The sequence below is a fragment of the Luteimonas suaedae genome (genome assembly GCF_008312895.1).
GTDB classification, from domain to species: domain Bacteria; phylum Pseudomonadota; class Gammaproteobacteria; order Xanthomonadales; family Xanthomonadaceae; genus Luteimonas; species Luteimonas suaedae.
Genome location: NZ_VSSP01000012.1, coordinates 92979 through 117058, shown reverse-complemented (window position 1 = coordinate 117058; position 24080 = coordinate 92979). Strand labels below are relative to the sequence as shown.

At 67.8% G+C, this 24080-nt stretch carries 19 protein-coding genes and 1 pseudogene; 11 read left to right on the top strand and 9 right to left on the bottom strand.

The features are described from left to right. Positions 1 to 497 precede the first annotated feature (497 nt). From FXO19_RS16035 to FXO19_RS16020, 4 genes are read left to right on the top strand one after another with little or no spacing between them, the layout of a single operon-like run. Complete coding sequence (locus FXO19_RS16035) at positions 498 to 1649, top strand: aminotransferase class I/II-fold pyridoxal phosphate-dependent enzyme (RefSeq protein ID WP_255516464.1); 1152 nt, start codon at positions 498 to 500, stop codon at positions 1647 to 1649. 15 nt (positions 1650 to 1664) lie between these two features. After that, positions 1665 to 2021, top strand: coding sequence for a glutaredoxin family protein (locus FXO19_RS16030; protein WP_149196120.1), 357 nt, complete (start codon positions 1665 to 1667; stop codon positions 2019 to 2021). Positions 2022 to 2064: 43 nt separating this feature from the next. Continuing rightward, positions 2065 to 3051 (top strand): malate dehydrogenase, encoded by a 987-nt coding sequence (locus FXO19_RS16025; protein WP_149196119.1) that lies wholly within the window; start codon positions 2065 to 2067, stop codon positions 3049 to 3051. A gap of 38 nt (positions 3052 to 3089) precedes the next feature. Beyond that, complete coding sequence (locus FXO19_RS16020; protein WP_149196118.1) at positions 3090 to 4040, top strand: glycosyltransferase; 951 nt, start codon at positions 3090 to 3092, stop codon at positions 4038 to 4040. Here the strand turns inward: FXO19_RS16020 and FXO19_RS16015 are convergent. Both FXO19_RS16015 and FXO19_RS16005 read right to left on the bottom strand, forming a co-directional pair. After that, positions 3970 to 5433, bottom strand: a complete 1464-nt coding sequence (locus tag FXO19_RS16015; protein WP_187775816.1) for a hypothetical protein — start codon at positions 5431 to 5433, stop codon at positions 3970 to 3972. The genes FXO19_RS16020 and FXO19_RS16015 overlap by 71 nt on opposite strands. A 414-nt stretch (positions 5434 to 5847) precedes the next feature. Then, positions 5848 to 7563 carry a M14 family zinc carboxypeptidase gene (locus FXO19_RS16005; RefSeq protein WP_223115526.1) on the bottom strand — a complete coding sequence of 572 codons (1716 nt, stop codon included), beginning with the start codon at positions 7561 to 7563 and terminating at the stop codon, positions 5848 to 5850. On the opposite strand from FXO19_RS16005, the gene prpB reads away from it, so the two are divergent. The 3 genes from prpB (at position 7478) to prpC (ending at position 10046) form a co-directional block, all read left to right on the top strand. After that, positions 7478 to 8362, top strand: a complete 885-nt coding sequence (gene prpB / locus FXO19_RS16000) for a methylisocitrate lyase (protein ID WP_149196114.1) — start codon at positions 7478 to 7480, stop codon at positions 8360 to 8362. The two genes, FXO19_RS16005 and prpB, sit on opposite strands and share 86 nt — an antisense overlap. Beyond that, on the top strand, positions 8362 to 8823 hold the full coding sequence (locus FXO19_RS15995; RefSeq protein ID WP_223115525.1) for a GNAT family N-acetyltransferase: 462 nt from the start codon (positions 8362 to 8364) through the stop codon (positions 8821 to 8823). The genes prpB and FXO19_RS15995 overlap by 1 nt, the downstream gene beginning before the upstream one ends. A 62-nt stretch (positions 8824 to 8885) precedes the next feature. Further along, the gene (gene prpC, locus FXO19_RS15990; RefSeq protein WP_149196112.1) at positions 8886 to 10046 is read left to right on the top strand and encodes a bifunctional 2-methylcitrate synthase/citrate synthase; all 1161 of its coding nucleotides are present in this window, start codon (positions 8886 to 8888) and stop codon (positions 10044 to 10046) included. A gap of 319 nt (positions 10047 to 10365) precedes the next feature. On the opposite strand, the gene FXO19_RS15985 is transcribed toward prpC, so the two are convergent. The 5 genes from FXO19_RS15985 to FXO19_RS15960 all read right to left on the bottom strand — a co-directional run bounded on the left by FXO19_RS15985 (position 10366) and on the right by FXO19_RS15960 (position 16887). Beyond that, on the bottom strand, positions 10366 to 10824 hold the full coding sequence (locus FXO19_RS15985) for a cell wall hydrolase (RefSeq protein WP_149196111.1): 459 nt from the start codon (positions 10822 to 10824) through the stop codon (positions 10366 to 10368). A gap of 328 nt (positions 10825 to 11152) precedes the next feature. After that, complete coding sequence (locus FXO19_RS15980; RefSeq protein ID WP_149196110.1) at positions 11153 to 13204, bottom strand: NADPH-dependent 2,4-dienoyl-CoA reductase; 2052 nt, start codon at positions 13202 to 13204, stop codon at positions 11153 to 11155. Between the two features lie 324 nt (positions 13205 to 13528). Further along, a complete protein-coding gene (locus FXO19_RS15970; RefSeq protein WP_149196108.1) occupies positions 13529 to 14545 on the bottom strand; it encodes a zinc-binding alcohol dehydrogenase family protein in 1017 nt (338 codons plus the stop codon). Positions 14546 to 14567: 22 nt separating this feature from the next. Next, positions 14568 to 15599: an aldo/keto reductase gene (locus FXO19_RS15965; protein WP_149196107.1), complete on the bottom strand. Its 1032-nt coding sequence runs from the start codon at positions 15597 to 15599 to the stop codon at positions 14568 to 14570. Positions 15600 to 15651: 52 nt separating this feature from the next. Further along, the gene (locus tag FXO19_RS15960; RefSeq protein WP_149196106.1) at positions 15652 to 16887 is read right to left on the bottom strand and encodes an MFS transporter; all 1236 of its coding nucleotides are present in this window, start codon (positions 16885 to 16887) and stop codon (positions 15652 to 15654) included. 101 nt (positions 16888 to 16988) lie between these two features. On the opposite strand from FXO19_RS15960, the gene FXO19_RS15955 reads away from it, so the two are divergent. From FXO19_RS15955 to FXO19_RS15940, 4 genes and pseudogenes are all read left to right on the top strand, one after another. Further along, on the top strand, positions 16989 to 17906 hold the full coding sequence (locus tag FXO19_RS15955; protein WP_149196129.1) for a LysR family transcriptional regulator: 918 nt from the start codon (positions 16989 to 16991) through the stop codon (positions 17904 to 17906). 109 nt (positions 17907 to 18015) lie between these two features. After that, positions 18016 to 19455: a bifunctional 2-methylcitrate dehydratase/aconitate hydratase gene (locus FXO19_RS15950; RefSeq protein ID WP_149196105.1), complete on the top strand. Its 1440-nt coding sequence runs from the start codon at positions 18016 to 18018 to the stop codon at positions 19453 to 19455. Between the two features lie 162 nt (positions 19456 to 19617). Beyond that, on the top strand, positions 19618 to 20763 hold the full coding sequence (locus FXO19_RS15945; RefSeq protein ID WP_149196104.1) for an OmpA family protein: 1146 nt from the start codon (positions 19618 to 19620) through the stop codon (positions 20761 to 20763). A gap of 178 nt (positions 20764 to 20941) precedes the next feature. Further along, a pseudogene (locus FXO19_RS15940) lies at positions 20942 to 21424 on the top strand (hypothetical protein); the annotation flags it as partial. 135 nt (positions 21425 to 21559) lie between these two features. On the opposite strand, the gene kbl reads toward FXO19_RS15940, so the two are convergent. Both kbl and tdh read right to left on the bottom strand, forming a co-directional pair. Further along, positions 21560 to 22753, bottom strand: coding sequence for a glycine C-acetyltransferase (gene kbl / locus FXO19_RS15935; protein WP_187775814.1), 1194 nt, complete (start codon positions 22751 to 22753; stop codon positions 21560 to 21562). 112 nt (positions 22754 to 22865) lie between these two features. Next, entirely contained in the window at positions 22866 to 23888 is a 1023-nt protein-coding gene (tdh, locus tag FXO19_RS15930) for an L-threonine 3-dehydrogenase (RefSeq protein ID WP_149196127.1), read from the bottom strand. Positions 23889 to 24080 lie beyond the last annotated feature (192 nt).

Genomic DNA, 24080 nt, shown 5'->3' with positions numbered 1-24080 from the left:
CCTGCGGCGGCGAGTCCGCCATGGATGGCGGACCGAGCCGGGGAGCATGCCCCGGTCCGGGCGCCGCTGGTTCCGAAGCCGACGATCTCTCCCGGAACCATCATCACAACGAGGCTTGATCTGGTTGCGATGGCTGCCCGGCGCGGCTATTCACTGGATGCCGCCCGTGGCGACGGGGTTACTTATCGCCATGGTAGGGACTGCCTGGCGCGGATGGCGGGCCAACCCGGGGAGCATGCCCCGGCCCGGGCGCCGCTGACTCCGAAGCCCACGAGCCTCAACCGCATTTCGATAGTTGGCCTGTTCGCGAGCTCATGCCCCGACGGTCTTGTTATGCCTGTGCGCCGGCGTATCGGACCGGCCGGGGTAGGGTGGCGGCCATGCTAAAATTCCGCACCGCAGCAGACGCCGTCTGCCCGCGTCCGTCCGTCTCCGAGAGAGGTTCTGCGATGCCCCAGCTTGCCCGGCGCATTGGTCGCGCCAAGCCTAGCGCCATCATGCAAGTTGCCGAAAAGGCCAAGCGCCTGAAGGCGGAAGGGCGGGACATCATCAGCTTCTCGATCGGCGTGCCCAACTTCCTCCCGGGCGAGCACGTCTACGCCGCCGCGCGCGAGGCGCTGGACAAGGATTCGGGCCAGTACGGCAGCAACCGCGGTGCCGACGCGCTGCTCGACGCCTTCATCGCGCATATGGCCGAGATCGGCCTGACCGGCTATACCCGCGCCAACTGCGCCACCGGCGTCGGCGCCAAGCACCTGATCTACAACCTGGCCGAGGCGCTGCTGGACGAGGGCGACGGCTTCGCCTTCCCGACGCCGTACTGGACCAGCTACCTCGACGTCGGCGAGATCGTCAACGCCGACATCCAGCTGCTGCCGTGCCCGCCGGAACAGGACTACAAGCTCACCCCGGCGCAGCTCGACGCCGCGCTGGCGAAGAAGCCGCGGGTGTTCCTGTTCAACAACCCGTCCAACCCGACCGGCATGGTCTACACCAGGGACGAGATAGCGGCGCTGGCGGACGTGATCGTCAAGTATCCCGAGACCTGGATCATCACCGACGACATCTACAACCGCATGGTGTTCGACGGCGTCGGCTATCACAACTTCCTGCACGCGCGTCCCGAGCTGCGCGACCGCGTCATCTTCCTCGACTCGCTGTCCAAGACCTACGGCATGCCCGGCTGGCGCCTGGGCCTGATGGCCGGCCCCGAGGAAGTCGCGCAGGCGGTCACCACGCTCAACTCCAACCACATCACCAACGTGCCGGAGATCGTCGGCGCCGCCGGTGTGGCCGCGCTGTCGGGCCCGCAGGACGTGCCGCAGCAGAAGTGCGCCGAATTCCAGGCCAAACGCGACCAGGTGATGGCGGTGCTGGCGGAGATCCCGGGCGTCGTCTGTCCGCGGCCGCAAGGTGCGTTCTACGTCTTTCCAGACGTCAGCGTCGCCTTCGGCAAGTCCCACGGCGGCAAGCCGATCGCCAACGACATCGACCTGTGCAACGCACTGCTCGAGGCCAAGGGCGTCGCCTGCGTGCCGGGCTCGGCGTTCGGCGAGCCACGCGCGCTGCGGATCAGCTATACCTGCCCGACGCCGCAGCTGGCCCCCGGGCTGCAGCGGATCCGGGAATTCTTCGCCGAACTGGCCTGATCGCGGAGCCGGACGATGCGCGCGCTGTGGATCCTGATGCTGCTCGCGCTGATCGGCGCATTCCTGCACTTCCGCGGCGCCGGCGAGCCCGAGCTGCAGCCGGACGACCCGCGCACGACCACCGGCGACGCGCGCATCGTCATGCTCGCCGCCGAATGGTGCGGCTACTGCCGCAAGCAGCAGAAGGACTTCGAGCTGGCCGACGTCCGCTACCGCGTGCTCGACATCGACACGCCCGAAGGCGATCGCGCCATGCGGGCGCTCGGTGCGCGCGGCGTTCCGGTGACCGTGATCGGGCAGCATGTCGTGCGCGGCTACGACACCGCGGCGCTGGACGAAAGACTCAGACCCCTCGGCTATCGCGTGTACTGAGCGCGCCGGCCATGCAATCCCCACGAATCGAGAGGACAACCCCATGAAGACGCCCGTCCGAGTTGCCGTCACCGGTGCCGCCGGCCAGATCGGCTACGCCCTGCTGTTCCGCATCGCCTCCGGCGAGATGCTGGGCAAGGACCAGCCGGTCATCCTGCAGCTGCTGGAGCTGCCGATGGAAAAGGCCCAGGCCGCGCTCAAGGGCGTGATGATGGAACTGGAGGACTGCGCATTCCCGCTGCTGGCCGGCATGGTCGGCACCGACGATCCTGAGGTCGCGTTCAAGGACGCCGACGTCGCCCTGCTGGTCGGCGCGCGCCCGCGCGGCCCCGGCATGGAGCGCAAGGACCTGTTGCTGGAGAACGCCAAGATCTTCACCGCCCAGGGCGCGGCGCTAAACAAGGTCGCCAGCCGTGACGTCAAGGTGCTGGTGGTCGGCAATCCGGCCAACACCAATGCCTACATCGCCATGAAGTCGGCGCCGGACCTGAACCCGCGCAATTTCACCGCAATGCTGCGCCTGGACCACAACCGTGCACTGAGCCAGTTGGCGACGAAGCTCGGCAAGCCGGTCGGCAGCATCGAGAAGCTGGTGGTGTGGGGCAACCACAGCCCGACCATGTACCCGGACTACCGCTTCGCCACCGCCGACGGTGCCTCCGTCGCCGAGGCGATCGACGACCAGGACTGGAACGCGAACACCTTCATCCCGACCGTCGGCAAGCGCGGCGCCGCGATCATCGAAGCGCGCGGCCTGTCCTCGGCCGCCTCGGCCGCCAACGCCGCCATCGACCACGTCCGCGACTGGGTGCTCGGCAGCGACGGCAAGTGGGTGACCATGGGCGTGCCCTCGGATGGCAGCTACGGCATCCCGGAGGGCGTGATCTTCGGCCTGCCGGTGACCACGCAGAACGGCGAGTACACCGTCGTCAAGGATCTGCCGATCGACGACTTCAGCCGGAAGTACATCGACAAGACCCTGGCCGAGCTGGAAGAGGAGCGCGCCGGTGTCGCGCATCTGCTGGGCTGACCCGCGGTCCAGGCGGCGGCGTCGGTGAGAACGACGACGTGAGTCTGCTCCGGGTCGCAGTACTGGTGCCGTGCTTCAATGAAGCGCAGACCGTTGAAAAGGTCGTGGCCGATTTCCGGCACGCGCTTCCGCATGCGGTGGTCCACGTCTTCGACAACGACTCCGAGGACGCCACCTTGCTGCTTGCACGCCGCGCTGGTGCGCGGGTGGGAAGTGTGTTGTCGCGCGGCAAGGGGCATGTGGTGCGCCGGCTTTTCGCCGATGTCGAGGCCGACGTGTATTTGCTCGTCGACGGCGACGATACCTATTCGGCAGCACACGCCGCGCAACTAGTCCAGGCGGTACTCGACGGGCACGACATGGTGGTCGGTGCGCGCGAGGCGGTCGACGCCGCCGCGTACCGGCCGGGCCACGTGCTTGGCAACAAGGCGCTGACCTGGTTTCTGGCCTGGCTGTTCGGACGTCCCTGCCGCGATGTTCTTTCGGGTTACCGGGCTTTTTCGCGCCGATTCGTCAAGAGTTTTCCGGGCCAGGCGTCGGGCTTCGAGATCGAGACCGAACTCACCGTGCATGCCTTGGAGCTGCACATGCCGGTGGCCGACCTGGTGACGCCGTATCGGGAGCGTCCGGACGGTTCGGCGAGCAAGCTCAATACCTGGCGCGATGGATTCCGCATTCTCCGCACGATGTTCAAACTGTTCGCGACAGAACGCCCGAGCACCTTCTATGGCGCGGTGGGCGCCGCGCTGCTGGCGCTGGCGACGGGACTTTCGATTCCATTGCTCGTCACCTATGCACAGACAGGACTCGTCCCGCGTTTTCCGACCGCCATTCTGATCGCGGCGTTGTTGGTGATCAGCGTGCTGTCCTTGCTGGTCGGGCTGGTGCTGGACTCGGTGGCGCGCGGCCGACGGGAGGTCAGGACGCTGGCCTACCTTGGCCTGCCTGGCCCTTCGATTTCGGGCTCCGGTGCACCCACCACGACGTAGCCGCTGCCAGCACGATGGACAGGTTGGCCAGGACGAACCATGGAAACGGGTGGATGTAGCGGTACGACACGATATGGGCGAACAGCAGGTGGTTCGCGACCAGGCCCAGCGAGGCGAGCGAGAGCAGCAGGTACTGTTCACGGCGGTCGGTCCGCCATCCGATGGCCGCCGTGGCCAGCGCAAGCGGCGCTAGCGCGAAAAGACATAGCGTGAGCCAGGTGGTGGATCCGGCGAAAAAGCGACGTGCCGGCGTTTCCAGTGCATCGATTCCACGTGCATCCCAGCCGGTCCATTCCCGGATCAACTCGAGATCGCGGTCGCTCGGCGGGATGACGCCTATGTCGTCAAGCATTCTCAGCTCGCTCCGGCGGTCATGGAAATACCCGCCCAGCGTCGCGATGTTGATCCTCAGCAGCCCGAGAGGTTCGCTCAACAGCGCACGCCGGGTCACGGTGCGCGCCACCAGTTCGGGCTGGTCGCTGCGCTTCTCGAGCAGCGGCCATAGTCCATCCGGTCTCCAGATGTGGTGCCCGCGTTGCCAGTGATCGTCGAGTGGCAGTTCCACCTCTTGCAGGATCGTGCCGGAAACGCCGGTGCCTTCGAAATGCTCCGGCCGGATCAGTGGCGCAACCAGCCCGATCCGCATCATTCCGGTGTATGCCAGATATCCGGGCGGGTAGTGCGTGGCGCGTCCGTACGCCTGGGTGTATGCGAGGTTGGTCACACCCAGGATCAGCATGGCCAAGCCGATATGACGCCATGCCGGCCACCGCTGTGATGATCCGTCGGGCGGCCACAGGAGTACGCGCAGAAGCGGCGCCGTGAGGCCAAGACCGATTGCAATGGGAAGGAAGTTCATGCGGAAGGCGGCGGCCGCCAGCCCGCCCAGGCATGCGAGTAGGTACCAGCGCAGATCACCCGTCGCCAAGTACCGGGAAAACACCAGGAACATGCTGACGAAGGCCAATAGCCCCAGCGTCTCTGCCATCACCATGCGTTCGAGGAAGACCTGTGCCGGCTCGGTTGCCAGCAGCCATGACGGCACCGCGCTCCACCAGAATGGCAGGCGCAGTGCCACACGCAAGAAAATGAACAGCGCGATGCAGATCAGGACGGACCAAGCCGCCTGGTTCACGATCACGGCCACCGGCGAATCGAACGGCAGCGCCGTGAAGCGCAGGGTCCACCCGTATAGGAAGGAGCGCCCACCGGTACCGGTCAGGAACGCCGCCGAATGCAAGTACGTCATCGAATCGCCCATGTAGTATCGCAGCGTGTGGTCGACAACGAGCCAGGCGAGCTTGACGGCGGCCAGCGCACCGGCGACCCATGCGAATTCCATGCGCGTGACGGGCGGAACGAGCGCGGCTTGCATGCGGGCCGAAAATTCCATGATGGAAGGCGGTCGCTTCTCGGGGAGGATGCCGCATTCTAGTTTGCGGCAGAGGCCCCGCGATACTGGTGAGCACGTGATGCAGGGCGCGGCCTACGATGCCGCCGCTGCCGAAATGCTGCGTGCGGTGAGTGGTTCGCTCGGCACGGTGGCGCAGCGGGCGCGCGTGTACATCGTCAGCGCGCTGTCCAAGACCAGGTCGGGCAAACTGCGGCAGGCGCTGGCTGAGGGCGGCGACCCCGGTGACCTGTCGACCTTGGACGATCCGAATGCGCTGGAGCGAAGTGACGCGCGCGCTGGCACAGAGGCACGGAGCAGATTGCGAGCAGGCCGCGGCATTCCCGATTGTTGGCAGTGCGCGGTCTCGAAGGCGTCCATACGGACGCCCCCCCGGCGAGAGACGTGTTCGGAGCGTCAGTCCGGACGTGGCCGCTGCGGGTCGACGTCGCCGGCCAGCGTCCAGACGATGTCGCTGCCGGCCGCATCGCGGCTGAGATGGAAATAGGCGGGGGCGCCGACCGCGAGGCCAGTCGGCGTGCGCGATTCCGGGCTGGGCATCGGTGCCGCCTTCATCGGTACGATGAACAGGTCGGAGGCATCCAGCGTGTGCCGCGCTTTCGTCGATTCGAGGTCGCCGATATCGGCGATGGTTCCGCCGCGTTCGGCCAGGGAATGCTCGAAATTGACCAGTACGTCGGCCCGGACCGGCGCAAGCCCGGGCGCGGCGATGCTGCCTCCCCGGATCAGGAGATCGGGGAAAACCCGGCCGTTCTCCGGAAGCCCGGTGTAGAGCGTGTGCGGCATGCCGGCATGGCTGCCGTCGGCGATCGCGTCCAGCGCAGCCGTGAGCGCGAGGAAGTTCAGCCGGCGCAGTGCCTGCTTCTCCGGATCGCCCTCGATGCCGCCGGACTCGATCAGGATGGTGCTGGTGCCCCACTGCGTCATCAGGTCGCCGAACGCGCGCGGGTTGAAGGTGTCGTCCCAACGGGCGATGTGCCCGGAAATCCGGGGTTCCAGCGCGATCCGGATGACGGCTGCGACCTCGATCGCGCGTGCGCGTACTGCGTTCACGCCGCGATCTTCGTCGAACGGCGGTGCGAGCAGGGCGATCGCGGTGCCCCGATCGGAGTCGCCCACGCGGTAGCCCGGGCGCTGGTCGTGCAGGTTGAATCCGTACTCAGGTTCCAGCCGATCCCGCAATGCCTTCAGTGCGCGGGCCTCCGGCGTGGCGAGCGCCCGGGCGTCGCGGTTCACGTCGATGCCCTGGGCATTGCGCCGCTGGAAGCGGGCCGCGCCGTCCGGGTTCATGACCGGGAGAAAATGCAGTGACGTCCGCTCGCGCAGGCGCGCGACCACCGGATGATCGGGATGTTCGCCGAGAAAGCGGAACAGGTCCGCCAGCGCCATCGACGCGGTGCTCTCGTCCCCGTGCATCTGCGACCACAGCAGGACCCGGGTCGGCCCGTTTCCCCAATGGACGTGGCGGAGCGGACGCCCTTCGACGCTGCTGCCAACCGCTTCCACGACGAAGCCGCGATCCTTGGCCAGCAGCGGCGCGGCCGCCTCCCACCACTGCTCCGGGGAAAACGTGCGCGTTTCCAGTCCCGGCGCTCGTAGTTGCCCGTCGTAGCGCCGATCGAGGTCATCCATCCATGCGGGTGGCGCCGGCACCGGCGTGGCGGCGGACGTCTGCTCGCCGCTGTCGCTGGTTGGGGCACCGTGGGTGCAGGCGGCCATGGTCACGGTCATCAGCAACAAAAGCAGCGGGAGCATCGGAAGCGGTAGGCGCATCGCGGACACCAGGAATGTGGCGGGACTGCCGGGTGGCCGCAGCGTCGGTGTCGGAGACACGAATGTCAACGGCCTCAGACGCGGATGGGCATGCAGAGGCGTAACGGGATCCGGTCCGGGGTATTCCGCGCTATCGGGGCGTGGACCCGGAAAGTTGCGCAACCCGCGGCGACGCGGGCGACGGCCGGTGGTCCGTATGCCGCCTGCGCTAAAATGGCTTGCTGCGCACCTGCGCAGCGTCACGGAGGCTTGCATGACCATCCCATCGTCCGGCACGGCGTTCCGCGCCGCACTTGCGGCGGAGTCGCCGCTGCAGGTCATCGGCGCGATCAACGCCAACCATGCGCTGCTGGCCAAGCGCGCCGGCTACCGCGCGATCTACCTGTCCGGCGGCGGCGTTGCCGCGGGCTCGCTGGGCATGCCGGACCTCGGCATCAATACGCTCGAGGACGTGCTGGTCGACGTGCGTCGCATCACCGACGTCTGCGACCTGCCGTTGCTGGTCGACATCGATACCGGCTTCGGGCCCAGCGCGTTCAACATTGCACGCACGGTGAAGTCGCTGATCAAGGCGGGCGCCGGCGCCTGCCATATCGAAGACCAGGTCGGCGCCAAGCGCTGCGGGCACCGCCCCGGCAAGGAGATCGTCAGCGCCGGCGAGATGGCCGATCGCGTCAAGGCCGCGGCGGACGCGAAGACCGATCCAGGCTTCTTCCTGATCGCGCGCACCGACGCCATCGCCGTTGATGGCGTGGATGCGGCGATCGAACGCGCCATCGCCTGCGTCGAGGCCGGCGCCGACGGAATCTTCGCCGAGGCGGCGTATGACCTCGACACCTACCGGCGTTTCGTCGATGCGGTGCAGGTGCCGGTGCTGGCCAACATCACCGAATTCGGCGCCACGCCGTTGTTCAGCCGCGACGAGCTGGCGTCGGCGGGCGTGGCGATCCAGCTGTTCCCGCTGTCGGCGTTCCGGGCGATGAACCGCGCCGCCGAGAACGTCTATGCCGCGATCCGCCGCGACGGCCATCAGAAGAACGTCGTCGACACCATGCAGACCCGCGACGAGCTGTACGAGCGGATCGGCTATCACGCGTTCGAGCAGGGCTTGGACGCGCTGTTCGCGGCCAAGCGCTGATGGAGATCCGTTTCCGCGATGCGGTCCGCGACGACCTGCCGGCGATCGTCGCCATGCTGGCGGACGATCCGCTGGGGGCCACGCGTGAATCTGGGAATGACCCGTTCGCGCCACACTACGTCACGGCCTTCGAAGCGATCGAGCGTGATCACAACCAGCGCCTGGTCGTCGGCGAGGACGCGCAGGGTGTGAACGCCGTCTGCCAGATCACCCTGGTGCCCGGACTGAGCCGCAACGGCGCGACCCGCGCGCTGCTCGAAAGCATCCGCGTGGCCAGCCGCTGCCGCGGGCAGGGCGTGGGCGAGCGGCTGCTGTGCCATGCGCTGGACCTTGCCCGCGCATCCGGAGCCTACATCGCGCAGCTGACGTCCGATCATTCACGCGGCGATGCGCACCGTTTCTACCAAAAGCTCGGCTTCGAGCCCAGTCACGTCGGTTTCAAGATGCAGCTGCAGCGCTAGCGCAGCCACCGGATTCTAAAGCGCCGCGGCAATATCCGCGTGCAACGCCAAGGAGACAGCAGATGAGCGATACCCCCGTGAGCCCCACCGGTTTCAAGCCCAAGAAGTCGGTCGCACTGAGCGGCACCGCCGCCGGCAACACCGCGCTGTGTACCGTCGGCCGCAGCGGCAACGACCTGCACTACCGCGGTTACGACATCCTCGACCTGGCCACGACCAGCGAGTTCGAGGAGATCGCCTACCTGCTGGTACACGGCAAACTGCCGACGATGGCCGAACTGGAAGCCTACAAGACCCGGCTGCAATCCCTGCGCGGCCTGCCGGCCGCGTTGAAGTCGGCGCTCGAGCAGCTGCCTGCATCGGCGCACCCGATGGACGTGATGCGCACCGGCGTGTCGGTGCTGGGCTGCACGCTGCCGGAGAAGGACGATCACAGCCACCCCGGCGCGCGCGACATCGCTGACCGGCTGATGGCGTCGCTCGGCTCGATGCTGCTGTACTGGTATCACTTCAGCCACAACGGCCACCGCATCGAGGTGGAGACCGACGACGACAGCATCGGCGGGCACTTCCTGCACCTGCTGCACGGCAAGAAGCCGCGCACCTCCTGGGTGCGGGCGATGCACACCAGCCTGATCCTGTACGCCGAGCACGAGTTCAACGCCAGCACCTTCGCCGCGCGCGTGATCGCCGGCACCGGCAGCGACATGCATTCGTGCATCGCCGGTGCGATTGGTGCGCTGCGCGGCCCCAAGCACGGCGGCGCCAACGAGGTGGCGTTCGAGGTGCAGAAGCGTTACGACACGCCGGAGGAGGCCGAGGCCGATATCCGGGCGCGGGTCGAGCGCAAGGAGGTGATCATCGGCTTCGGGCATCCCGTCTACACCGTCGGCGATCCGCGCAACCAGGTGATCAAGCAGGTGGCGAAGGAGTTGTCGGTCGAGCAGGGCAGCACCAAGATGTACGACATCGCCGAGCGGCTGGAGTCGACGATGTGGGACATCAAGAAGATGTTCCCGAACCTCGACTGGTTCAGCGCGGTGAGCTACCACATGATGGGCGTGCCGACGGCGATGTTCACGCCGCTGTTCGTGATCGCCCGCACCAGCGGCTGGGCCGCGCACGTGATCGAACAGCGCATCGACGGCAAGATCATCCGTCCCAGCGCCAACTATACTGGCCCGGAGAACCGCGAGTTCGTCCCCATAAACCGCCGTTCGTGATCGGATTGAGTCATCAGATCACGTCGATTCCGACGAGACGGCTCCCGCATGACACCAACGCCCCTCTCCCGCTTGCGGGAGAGGGGATGGGGTGAGGGAGAAGGGATCTTCCGCCGCTTGCAGCAAGCCGCCCAAGCTTGGCCGGCTCCCGCATTGTGCTTTGCCCTTGGGTCCGCTGCGTGCACCACGCGCGTTCGCCAGCGGAGCACCAGCGTGCCTCTTCCCGAACGCGGAGCGTAGTGATGGCCAAGGCCGGATAATCGATGACCATGAAAAAGCCGCGCATCGCGCGGCCTCTTCCGTGGCGGTCATGCGTCCGTTACGACCCGCGCGGCTTCAACCGCTGCACCCGCAGGAAGGTGTGATCGCCGATCGTCGCCACCTGGTAGGCGTTGCGCCAGCTCGGGCTGGCGATGTTGTGCGCGAGGAAGTGGCTGGCGCCGGGCACGATCTCCTTGCGCTCGCCGGCCGGCAAGGCCCAGTTGCGCTCGGACTCGATCGCGATGGTGACCGCGCGCGACCACGCGTCGGCATTGCGCAGCCGTGTGCGCGGCGACACGATGCCCGGCGCGAACTGCTTGCGCGCCGTGACCACCTCGCACATCGAATCGCCCCACAGGCCGCTGTCCTGGCGGCGCAGTGCCACCTCGGCCACGGCCTGCTGGCCGCGCGGCGACTGGTCGCGCGCTTCCAGGTACAGGGTGGTGCTCAGGCACAGCGAATCGGCCGCGGGTTGCGGCAGGATCGAGGCCAGCCAGAGGATCCAGTCCAGCTTCATCGGGTTCGGACTCCTTGCTCCGTTGCGCCGTTCCTCCGCACTGCTTCGGTAGCGGTGTGGCGTGGTCCGGCATGGCGAATGGGTGCATCCGCGTCGGATGCTCGCGATGGTTCGCGACAAGAAGGGCAGCGGCTCTATGGCGCTTTCGCCCCGGCGGCCGGGCGGGAAGACCCTGGCCGGGCCCGCCGTATTCAGTCCGGCGGGAAAGGTGGGCGCACGGTAGCGGGCGCTTTCCGAACCAACCCTGAATAGGGTGGCCGCAATGGCTTGATCGGAATCCCGATTCGTATCAGCCACTTGCTGCGACGCAGCACGTCCGACGTCGCGGCTAAAGCGCGGCGGCGACCCGGCTGCCCTGGGCGATGGCACGCTTGGCGTCGAGTTCGGCGGCGACGTCGGCGCCGCCGATGACGTGCACCTCGACGCCCGCCGCGCGCAGCGGTTCCAGCAGTGCGCGCTGCGGCTCCTGGCCTGCGCAGACCACCACGTGGTCGACTGCCAGCAACTGGTCGGCGCCGTCGACGCGGATGTGGAAGCCGTCATCGTCCACGCACAGGTATTCGATCCCGCCCAGCGCCTTCACCCCCTTGGCCTTCAGCGTGCGGCGGTGGACCCAGCCGGTGGTCTTGCCCAGCCGCGCGCCCGGACGCCCGGCGCTGCGCTGCAGCAGCCAGACCTGCCGGGGTGCCGGCTCCGGCCGCGGCGGCGCCAGGCCGCCGGCGCCGGCGAAAGCCGGGTCGACGCCCCATTCGCGCATCCACAGCTGCGGATCCAGCGCCGGCGACGTGCCGGCGTGGACCAAGTACTCGGCGACATCGAAGCCGATCCCGCCGGCGCCGACGATCGCCACCCGTCGGCCGCAGACCACGCGCCCCTGCAGCACGTCGAGATAACCGATCACCTTCGGATGGTCACAGCCTTCGAAATCGACCGCGCGCGGCACCACGCCGGTGGCGAGGACGACGCCGTCGAATGCGCCCAGTGCCTGCGCATCGACCCTGGCCGACAACCGCAGTTGCACATCGGTTTCCTCGAGCCGATGGCGGAAATAGCGCAGCGTCTCGTGGAACTCCTCCTTGCCGGGAATCCGCTTGGCGAGATTGAACTGGCCACCGATCTCGTCGGCAGTGTCGAACAGCGTCACCCGATGCCCGCGCTGCGCGGCCACGGTGGCGGCGGCCAGTCCGGCCGGACCCGCGCCGACCACGGCGATGGTCCGCGGCGTCTTCGCCGGGAGGTAGTTCAGCTCGGTCTCGGCGCAGGCACGCGGATTGACCAGGCAACTGGCGACCTTGTTCTGGAACACATGGTCGAGGCAGGCCTGGTTGCAGGCGATGCAGGTGTTGATCGCCTGCGCGCGGCCGTCGCGCGCCTTGCACACCCAGTCGGGGTCGGCCAGCAGCGGACGTGCCATCGACACCATGTCCGCGCCGCCGCCGGCGAGGATCGCTTCGGCGACGTCGGGCATGTTGATGCGGTTGGTCGCCACCAGCGGCAGCCGCACGTGCGGGCGCAGCTTGGCGGTGACGCCGGCGAAGACCGCGCGCGGCACCGAGGTGGAGATGGTGGGCACGCGGGCCTCGTGCCAGCCGATGCCGGTGTTGAGCAGCGTCGCGCCGGCGGCCTCGATCGCCTTGGCCTGAAGAACGATCTCCTCCCAGTCGGAGCCGTCCGGCACCAGTTCGAGCATCGACAGTCGGTAGACGAGGATGAAATCGTCGCCGCAGGCCTCGCGGATGCGCGCCACGATCTCGGTGGCGAAGCGCATGCGGTGCTCGAGGCTGCCGCCCCAGCGGTCGTCGCGGCGGTTGGTGCGCGCGCTGGCGAACTGGTTGATCAGGTAACCCTCCGAGCCCATGACCTCGACGCCGTCGTAGCCGCCCTCGCGCGCCAGCCGCGCCGCCTGCACATAGGCGCGGATGGTGCGCTCGACGCCGCCCGCGCTCAGCGCGCGCGGGGTGAAAGGGTTGATCGGGGCCTTGATCCGCGACGGCGCCACCGAGAGCGGGTGGTAGGCGTAGCGCCCTGCGTGCAGCAGCTGCAGGCAGATCTTCGCCCCGTGCGCATGCACCGCGTCGGTGACTTGGCGGTGCTTGCGCGCCTCCCACGGCCAGCTGAGTTTGCCGGCGAACGGCTTCAGCCAGCCGCTGATGTTGGGCGAGAAGCCGCCGGTGACGATCAGGCCGACGCCGCCGGCGGCGCGCTCGGCGAAATACGCCGCCAGCTTCGGGAAGTCGCGCGCGCGATCCTCCAGGCCGGTATGCATCGAGCCCATCAGCACGCGGTTGCGCAGCGTGGTGAAGCCGAGGTCGAGCGGCGCGAAGAGGTGGGGATAGGGCGTGGCCCCGGCGGTCTGGGCGGCGGCTTGCGGGAGCGGCATGCGGGATACGCTGGCGTATGGCAGCGGGCACGATGCCGGGAAACGGGCGGCGCTGCAAGTTGGCTCGGCGGGCGATGCCCCACCTCATCCGTGTCGTCATCCCCGGCGGCTTTTATCAGCCGAATGGCTGCTCAAGCCGGATCCATTTGCTTTCGAAGCAACCGTCAAGATGGATCCCGGCCTTCGCCGGGATGACGGTTGACAGGCTGCCGGCGACCGCGATGCTGTCCCCATTCCCCATTCCCCATTCCCCATTCCCCATTCCCCATTCCCCATTCCCCATTCCCCATTCCCCATTCCCCATTCCCCATTCCCGATTCCCTGCTACCAACCCGCCAGCACCAGCTTGCCGATCGTGCTGCCGGATTCCAGCCGGCGATGCGCTTCGCGCAGATTGGCGGCGGTGATCGGCCCGAGGGTCTCGCTGCGGGTGCCGCGCAGTTTGCCGGCATCCACCAGCCCGCCGACGCGATCGAGGATCCGGCCCTGCTCGCCCATGTCGGGCGTGCGAAAGAGCGCGCGCGCGAACATCATCTCCCAGTGGATGCCGATGCACTTGGCCTTGTAGGGATCGCCGATCTTCAAGGCGCTTTCGGGTTCGACGATCAGGCCGACGTGTCCCTGCGGCGCCACCAGTTCACCCAGCGGCTCCCAGTAGCGGTCGGTGTCGGCGAGGTTGATCGCGGCATCGACGTGATCGAAGCCGAGTTTGCCGATCTGCTCGGCCAGCGGCTGGCGATGGTCGATCACGTGATGCGCGCCCAGCTTCCGGCACCAGTCGATCGTCTCCTTGCGTGACGCGGTGGCGACGACGGTGAAGCCGGCCAGCCGCGCCAGCTGGATCGCGATCGAGCCGACGCCGCCGGCGCCGGCGATCACCAGCAACGTCTTGCCCTCGCCGCCGCTGTCGAACGCGTAGGGCATGCGCTCGAACAGCAGTTCCCAGGCGGTGAGCGCGGTCAGCGGCAGTGCCGCGGCATCGGCGAATTCCAGCGATCCGGGCTTGCCGCCGGCCAGGCGCTCGTCGACCAGCTGGAACTCGGCGTTGCTGCCGGGGCGGGTGATGTCGCCGGCGTAGTAGACGGCGTCGCCGGGCGCGAAGCGGGTGACTTGGTCGCCGACCGCCTCGACCACGCCGGCGGCGTCATAGCCGAGCACTTTCGGTTGCGCCTCCACCTGCGACTTCGGTGCGCGCACCTTGGTATCGACCGGATTGACCGATACCGCCTCCACCCGCACCAGCAGGTCATGGCCAGCGGCCTCTGGCCTGGGCAGCTCGACATCGATCAGCGACTGCGGATCGTCGATGGGCAGGTAGCGGGTGAGGGCGATGGCTTTCATGGCAGACTCCGTAAGGAAACGATCAGACTGGCACCGGGCTGCGTTCGGCGAACTGCCCGTTCCAGTAAGGGTAGTAGGGATAGGGTGGTGTCACCGTGCTGGCGGTATCGAGGCGCGCGACCTGTTCCGGCGTCAGCGCCCACCCGACCGCACCGAGGTTCTGCCGCAGTTGCGCCTCGTTGCGGGCGCCGACCAGCACCGTTGACACCGTGGGGCGTCGCAGCAGCCAGTTCAGCGCTACCTGCGGCACCGTTTTGCCGCATTCCTCGGCCACGGCATCGAGCGCATCGACCACGCGGTACAGGCGTTCCTCGTCGACCGGCGGCGCGAAGCCGGCGGTGTCGTGCAGCCGGCTGCTTTCCGGCAGCGGCTGGCCGCGGCGGATCCTGCCGGTCAGGCGACCCCAGCCGAGCGGGCTCCAGACCACGGCCCCGAGCCCCTGATCGATGCCGAGCGGCATCAGCTCCCATTCGTAGTCGCGGCCGATCAGCGAGTAATAGGCCTGGTTGGCTACGTAGCGGGGGGTGCCGAGGCGATCGGCCGCGGCCAGCGACTTCATCAGTTGCCAGCCGGAGAAGTTGGAGGCGCCGAGATAGCGGATCTTGCCGGCGCGCACCAGGCCGTCGAGCGTCGACAGGGTTTCCTCGACCGGCGTGCGGGCATCGAACGCATGCAGCTGCAGCAGGTCGATGTAGTCGGTGCCGAGCCGGCGCAGCGCGTCCTCCACCGCGCGCAGCAGATGGAAGCGCGAGGCGCCGACCGCGTTCGGGTCATCGCCGGCGCGCAGGCCGGTCTTGGTCGACAGCAGCACCCGGTCGCGCCGGCCCTTGATCGCGGCGCCGAGGATCGATTCGGAGGCGCCATCCGAGTACACGTCGGCGGTGTCGAAGAAGTTGACGCCGGCGTCGAGGCAGATGTCGATCAGCCGCGTGGCCTCCGCGGCATCGGTATTGCCCCAGGCCGAGAACAGCGGCCCTTTGCCGCCGAACGTGCCGACACCGAAGCCGAGTGCCGGCACCTTGAGGCCAGAGGCGCCGAGAAAGCGATATTCCATGGTGAAGCTCCGGTTGCGGTGGTGAGAAGGGATCAGGGCCTGTCAACAGGCCCTAGCGGCCTGCGCCGTCGGTGCAAAGTGCATGCCGCGGCGCCGCGGCAGTGGCGTGGCGGCGATCCAGCCGCAGCGCCCACAGCGCGACCAGGAACGCGGCCAGCGGCACCAGCGCCGCCACCCAGGTCAGCGACGCCAGCCCCAGGCCCCGGTCGATCGCCTGGCCGCCCAGCCATGCGCCCAGGGCGTTGCCGAGATTGAAGGCGCCGATGTTGAAGCTCGAGGCCAGGCTCTGCCCGGCGCCTTCGGCCCGCGACAGCACCCACATCTGCAGCGGCGGCACGGTGGCGAAGGCGGCGGCGCCGAGCAGCCCGACGAACACCACGGTCAGCCACCGGTCGTGCAGCGCGAAGGTCATCAGTCCCAGTACCCCCGCCAGCAGCAGCAGCGTGCCGAGCACGGCCGGTCCCAGCCGGCGATCGGCGAGCCTGCCGCCGACCAGGTTGCCGACGACCAGCCCGCCGCCGAACACCAGCAGGATCGGCGAAACCGCGGCCTCACTGAAGCCGGTGACCCGGGTCAGGATCGGCGCGATATAGGTGAACACCACGAACATGCCGCCGAAGCCGAGCACCGTGGTCAGCAGCCCCAGCAGCACCGGCCCGCGCGCCAGCGCGCGCAGGTCGGCGCGCCAGTCGCCGGGCCCGGGCGGCACGGCGGCGCGTGGCAGGTAGCGGGCGAGCACCGCCAGCGCGATCACGCCGATCGCGGTCACCGCGAAGAAGGTGGCGCGCCAGCCCAGCGCCTGTCCCAGCCAGGTGCCGAGCGGGACGCCGAGGACCGTGGCGACGGTCAGGCCGGTGAACATGATCGCGATCGCCGAGGCGCGGCGCTCGGGCGGCACCAGGCCGGTGGCGACCACCGAGCCGACTCCGAAGAAGGTGCCATGGGCGAACGCGGTCAGCACCCGTGCCGCCATCAGCAGGCCGTACGAAGGCGCGAGCGCGCAGGCGAGATTGCCGAGGGTGAAGATCGCCATCAGCGCCAGCAGCGTGGTCCGCTGTGGCCAGCGGCCGGTCAGCACCGTCATCAACGGCGCGCCGACCACCACGCCGAGCGCATAGCCGGAGATCAGCAGGCCCGCGGCGGAAAGCGACACGCCCAGATCGGTGCCGACTTCCAGCAGCAGGCCCATGATCACGAATTCGGTGACGCCGATGCCGAAGGCGCCGGCGGTGAGCGCGTAGAGCGCCGCTGGCGTGCGCGGTCGCGCGGCGGCTTGCAGGGCGGACATGGAGGGCGGGGCCGTGATGGAGGAGGGCGCAGCCTAGGGGGTCGTGTCTTCCGCGGAAACAGGAAGTATGATGAATCACTTTCAATAATTGATTGAAAATGATGGATCGCATCGACGACATCGCCCTGTTCCTGCGCGTGCTCGATCTCGGATCGATCAGTGCCGCCGCGCGCAGCCTGGACCTGTCGCCGGCGCTGGCTAGCCAACGCCTGCAGCGGCTGGAAAAGGCGCTCGGCGTACGCCTGCTGCACCGGAGCACCCGGCGTCTGCACGCGACGCCCGAGGGCGCGGTGCTGGCCGAGCAGGGCCGGGTGCTGGTCGAGGACCTGGAGACCCTCACCGGCGGGCTGCGCCAGGCCGGCACCGAGGTCGCCGGTAACCTGCGGGTCACGACCTCGGCCTCGTTCGGGCGCCAGTACGTCTCGCCGCTGCTGCCGGAGTTCCTGGAGCGGCATCCGGCGATCAGGCTCAGCATCGACCTCGACGACCGTGAGCAGGACCTGGTGAGCGCCGGCTACGACGTCGCCATCCGCATCGGCGCGCTCGGTGATTCCAGTCTGGTCGCCCGTCGCCTGGCCACCAACCGGCGCGTGCTGTGCGCCTCGCCCGACTACCTGCGCCGGCGCGGCGTGCCCGGGACGCCGGAGGACCTGATGCGGCACGACTGCGTGCTGCTGGTCGGCAGCCGCGGGCGGCAGGATCTCTGGCAACTGGACGATGGCCGCGGCGGCAGGACCACGGTCCGGGTGCGCGGCCGCTTCGAGAGCAACTACGGCGAGGTACTGCGCGATGCGGTGGTCGCCGGCTTCGGCATCGCCATGCATTCGGTCTGGCACGTCTGCGACGACCTGCGCGCCGGCCGTTTGCAGGTGGTGCTTCCGGACCACCCGATCGCCGATACCGGCATCCATGCGCTCATGCCGCAGCGGCGCCTGGTGCCGCTGCGGGTGCGCGCCTTCGTGGATTTCCTGGCGGAACGGTTCGGGAAGAACCCGCCTTGGGAAGCGAGGAACGAGTGAAGAGGAACGAGAAACGAGAGGGACGGCTTGCCCTACTCGTTTCTCGTTCCTAGTTTCTCGTTTCTCGGCAATGCAGAATAGCCGGCTCATTTCACCGCGAGCCCGCCCGATGAGCCACGCCGACATCCGTTCCGCCACCCGTCCCAGTCCCGACCAGCCGATGGTCGACATCGCGGACTACGTGATCGACACCCGGATCGATTCGCGGGAGGCCTACGACACCGCGCGCTACATGCTGCTGGACTCGCTGGCCTGCGCGATGCTGGCGATGAAGTTCCCGGACTGCGTGAAGCACCTGGGGCCGCTGGTGCCGGGCGGCGAGATCGCTGGCGGTGCGCGCGTCCCCGGCACGACGTTCGAGCTCGACCCGGCCCAGGCCGCCTTCAACATCGGCACCCTGGTGCGCTGGCTCGACTTCAACGACACCTGGCTGGCGGCGGAGTGGGGCCACCCGTCGGACAATCTCGGCACGATCCTGGCCGTCGCCGACTGGCTGGTGCGCAAGGAGGGCAAGGCGATCACCGTGCGTGACGTGCTCGGCTGGGCGATCAAGGCGCATGAGATCCAGGGCGTCTATGCGCTGCAGAACTCGTTCAACCGGGTCGGCCTGGATCACGTGATCCTGGTGCGCCTGGCCTCGACGGCGGTGGCCACGGCGATGCTCGGCGGCGGCAAGGAGGAGATCGTCAATGCGGTCTCGCATTCCTGGATCGACAACGGCGTGCTGCGCACCTACCGGCACGCACCGAACACCGGCCCGCGCAAGAGCTGGGCCGCCGGCGACGCCTGCCGGCGCGCGGTGACCCACGCCATCAACGCCGTGCACAAGCAGGTGGTCGGCTACCCCAGCGCACTGTCGGCCAAGACCTGGGGGTTCTACGACATCGCCTTCCAGGGCAAAGCGTTCAGCTTCGAGCGGCCGTTCGGCAGCTACGTGATGGAGAACGTGCTGTTCAAGATCAGCTATCCGGCCGAGTTCCACGCCCAGACCGCGGTCGAGTGCGCGATGCAGCTGCACGGGCAGGTCAAGGACCGGATCGGCGAGATCGAGAAGATCGTGATCGAGACCCAGGAGGCCGGGGTGCGCATCATCGACAAGACCGGCCCGCTGGCCAACTACGCCGACCGCGACCACTGCATCCAGTACATGGTCGCGGTACCGCTGATCTTCGGCCGCCTGACCGCCGCCGATTACAATGACGACGTCGCCGCCGATCCGCGCATCGACGCGTTGCGGGACCGCATGGAAGTCCGCGAGAATCCCCGGTTCACACAGGACTATTTCGACCCCGACAAGCGCTACATCGGCAATTCGGTGCAGGTGTTCTTCAAGGACGGCAGCGCCACCGAACCGGTGTCCATCGATTATCCGATCGGCCACCGCAAACGCCGCGCCGAGGGCATCCCGGTGCTGATGGCCAAGTGCGAGGCGGCCGTACGCGGCCACCTGCCCGAGGACCAGGCCGATCGCTTGATGGCGTTGGCTGCCGAGCCAGCCGCCCTCGATACCCTGTCGGTTTCCGAGTTCCTCGACCTCTACCGTAGCTGAACGGGAGCAGGTTCATTTAGCTTGGCGACTGGCAACTGTTATGCTAGCGTTAACAGCGTCTTCACACGGCTGACCCTAGGCTATTCTACGAAGGCGCGCGACCTGCCGCCTCGTTAAGAAAGGTGCAGTCACGCTTTCCCCCTTGATCAAGGAGCTGAACAAATGAAAAAGAAACTCCTCTGTGCCGCGCTGTTGGGAGGTCTGGGCCTGGCCCAGGTGGCCAACGCGCAGGAGTTCGACGACCGCTGGTATATCACCGGTTCGGCGGGTTTTAACTTCCAGGACGAAGATCGGCGTACCGACGACGCGCCGATGGTCTCGCTCGGCCTGGGCAAGTTCATCAGCCCGGTCTGGTCGATCGACGGCGAACTCAACTACCAGAATCCAAGCATCGACGGCAGCGTCCAGGGCGGCAACAGTGACCTGAACTGGAGCCAGTACGGCATCTCCGTCGACTTCCGTCGCCACTTCATCGCCGAAGGCCGCGGCTGGAATCCCTACGTGCTGTTCGGCGTGGGTTACCAGCGCAGCGAGGAGGAGTTCGACGCCTTCCCGAACCCGGACTCCCCGGGCGAGAACGAGGACGGCAACTTCGCCGCCAAGGTCGGCGTCGGCCTGCAGACCACGTTCGAGAAGCGCGTGGGCGTTCGTGCCGAAGTGGCCTATCGCGCCGACTTCAACGACGACAGCTTCGCGGCCAACGGGTCGCAGGACTGGAGCGGCTACCCGCACAACCAGGAAGAGAGCTGGTTCGGCGACGTGCTGGCCTCGGTCGGCGTGGTGATCCCGCTGGGTCCGGCACCGGTCGCTCCGGTTGCGCCGGCACCGGCGCCGGTCGACAACTGCGCCGATCGCGACAGCGACGGTGACGGCGTCAACGACTGCGACGACCGTTGCCCCGACACCCAGGCGGGTACCACCGTCGGTCCGGATGGTTGCGCGGTTCCGGTCACCATCGACCTGCGTGGCGTGAACTTCGACTTCGACAAGTCGACCCTGCGTCCGGATGCCGTGGCGATCCTGAACGAGGCCATCGAGATCCTGCGTCGTTACCCCGACCTGCGCGTCGAGATCGCCGGTCACACCGACTCGGTCGGCACCGACGAGTACAACCAGGGCCTGTCCGAGCGTCGCGCCCGCGCCGTGTACGACTACGTCACCAGCAATGGCATCGACGCCAGCCGCCTGGTGGGTCCGACCGGTTACGGCGAGAGCCGCCCGATCGCGCCGAACACCAACCCGGATGGTTCCGACAATCCGGAAGGTCGTGCGCGTAACCGCCGTACCGAGATGAACGTCCAGAACTGATCGGACAATCATCATCGCAACACACGAAACCCGGCCTTGCGCCGGGTTTCGTTTTTTCTGCGTCCGCATCCGGCGAATGTGCGATGCGTCGAATGAATGCGTGCCTGTCGGAACAGTGGCTTGTGGGGGAAACCTCAGGCGCATACACTCCTGCGCAACGACCGATCGGGGATTGCGCATGCGCGCTGCTATAACGCTTCTGCTCGTGCTTGCCGTGCCCGCGCTCGGACATGCGGCCGATTGTTCGAGCACGCCAAGCTCGGTGCCTTCGATCCCGCTGCAGCCGACGGTGTTGGCGCCGTTGTCGCCCGAACTCGCCGCTCCCAGCTATCGCCTGGGCGCGCACGGCGGCGTGCTGGCGCACGCCTATGACGAGGCGCAGTCCGTCGATCAGGTGCTGCTGCGGTTGCGCGTCGAGGACTGCCGCAATGTCGCCAGCGCGATGCCGGCACCGACCGTGGTCGACCCGCTGGATCCCTCGGTCTACAAGCCGCAGACCGAGCACGACAACACGCCGTGGCGTTTCGACATGAGCCAGAACGGCAAGATGATGACCGCCGACGAGTTCGACGCCTGGATGAAGTCGCGCGGGGTGCGCGTCGCGCGCGGTGCGCCAAAGCCTGCAGTGGCCCCGGCGTTGCCGGATGCACCGCCGGTCGACGGGGAAGTCGGCCCAGTTCTGCCCGCCACGCCTGATCCGGAAGCCGCGCCCGCCGAAGCCGCGCCTGTCATTCTCGACTGATTCCGCAAGGCCCGCACCCGGCACCCGGTCGGCTTGTGCGCCGCCTCGGTGCGGTCAGTGCTTCAGGACCCCGAGCTCGCGGCCGATGCGGGTGAATACTTCGATCGCGGTATCGAGATGCTCGCGGGTATGGATTGCCGAGAGCTGGGTGCGGATCCGCGCCTGGCCTTTCGGCACCACCGGAAAGAAGAAGCCGATCGCGTAGATGCCTTCTTCGAGCAGGCGCTCGGCAAAGCGCTGCGCCAGCGGTGCGTCGTACAGCATCACCGGGCAGATCGGGTGCGCGCCGGGCTTGAGGTCGAAGCCGGCCGTGGTCATGCGCTCGCGGAAGTACGCCGTGTTGGCGGCCAGCCGCTCGCGCAGGTCGCCGGCGGCGTCGAGCATCTCGAACGCCTTGGTGCCTGCCGCGACCACGTGCGGCGGCAGCGAGTTGGAGAACAGGTACGGGCGCGAGCGCTGGCGCAGCAGTTCGATCACCTCGCGCCTGGCGGTGGTGAAGCCGCCGAGTGCGCCGCCCATCGCCTTGCCGAGGGTGCCGGTGAAGATGTCGATCCGGTCCATCACCCCCTTCACCTCGGCCGATCCCCTGCCGGTCGCGCCCAGGAAGCCGGTGGCGTGGCATTCGTCGATGTGGACCAGTGCGTCGTATTGTTTCGCCAGTGCGGTGATCTCGTCCAGGGGCGCGATGAAGCCGTCCATCGAGAACACGCCGTCGGTGGTGATCAGGATCGTGCGCGCGCCGTCGGCGCGGGCCTGCTGCAGCTGCCGTTCCAGCTCCGCTATGTCCGCGTTGGCGTAGCGGTAGCGCTTGGCCTTGCACAGGCGCACGCCGTCGATGATCGAGGCGTGGTTGAGCGCGTCGCTGACCACCGCATCCTGCTCGCCCAGCAGCGGCTCGAACAGGCCGCCGTTGGCGTCGAAGCAGGCGGCGTAGAGGATGGTGTCCTCGGTGCCGAAGAAGTCGGCGATCGTCCGCTCCAGCTGCTTGTGCAGGTCCTGGGTGCCGCAGATGAAGCGCACCGAGGCCATGCCGAAGCCGTGGCTGTCCAGCGCGTCCTTGGCCGCCGCGATCAGGTCGGGGTGATCGGCCAGGCCGAGATAGTTGTTGGCGCAGAAGTTGAGCACCGTGCGCCCGTCCTCGAGCCGGATCTCGGCCGACTGCGGCGAGGTGATGACCCGTTCGGACTTGAACAGCCCCTGGTCGCGGATCTCGTCGAGGGTCTCGGTGTAGCGCTGGGTCAGGGACATGGGGGGATCCGTGATTCGTGGGTTCGTGATTTGTGATTGGTGATTAGAAGAAGTAACAGCAAATAGCGCGACCGGCTCTTGCGAATCACCAATCACGAATCACGGCTTTCAATCAATTCCAGCTCAGCACCACCTTGCCCGACTTCCCGGATTCCATCAGGTCGAAGCCCTTCTGGAACTCCTCGGCCGGCAGCTGGTGGCTCAGCACCTTGCCCAGCGGGAAACCCGATAGCACCAGCTGGGTCATCTTGTACCAGGTCTCGTACATGCGCCGGCCGTAGATGCCGTGGAGGATCAGCCCCTTGAAGATGATGCGGTCCCAGTCCACGCCCGCGCCCTTGGGCAGCAGGCCGAGCAGGGCGATCTTGCCGCCGTGGTACATGGCGCCGAGCATGTCGTTGAAGGCGCGCGGGTTGCCGCTCATCTCCAGGCCGACGTCGAAGCCTTCCAGGTGCAGGTCGGCCATCACGTCCGTGAGCGAGGCGTTGGTGACGTTGACCACGCGTGTGGCGCCCATGTCGGCGGCGAGCTTGAGCCGGTAGTCGTTGACGTCGGTGACCACCACGTTGCGCGCGCCGATGTGCTTGCAGATGCCGGCGGCCATCACCCCGATCGGGCCGGCGCCGGTGATCAGCACGTCCTCGCCGACCACGTCGAACTCCAGCGCGCAGTGCGCGGCGTTGCCGTAGGGGTCGAAGAACGCCGCCAGTTCGCTCGGGATCTGGTCGGGGATCGGCCACAGGTTGCTCGCCGGCATGACGATGTATTCAGCGAACGCACCATCGCGGTTGACGCCGATGCCGATGGTATTCGGGCACAGGTGCTGCTTGCCGGCGCGGCAGTTGCGGCAGTGGCCGCAGACGATGTGGCCCTCGGCGGAGACACGCTGGCCGAGCTGGTAGCCGCTCACGCCCGGACCGATCTCGGCGATGCGGCCGACGAACTCGTGGCCGATCACCAGCCCGGGCTTGATCGTGCGCTGGCTCCACTCGTCCCACAGGTAGATGTGCAGGTCGGTGCCGCAGATCGCGGTCTTCTCCAGCTTGATCAGGACCTCGTTCGGCCCCGGGCTCGGGACCGGCACCTCCTCCATCCAGATGCCCTTGGCGGCCTCGCGCTTGACCAGCGCGCGCATGGTGGTTTGACGCTGGCTCGTCGGCTGCATCGTCGCGTCCGTCATTCGAAAACAGAAGCGCAATTATACGCCGCGGCGCGTTCGCGCCCGGCATCGCCCGCGCGGCGGCGTGCGCCCATACGCGTCAACAGGCCCTCATGGCACGGGCGGGGAGCGGCCGCGGCCGGTAGACTTCGGCCTCCCGATCCGTAC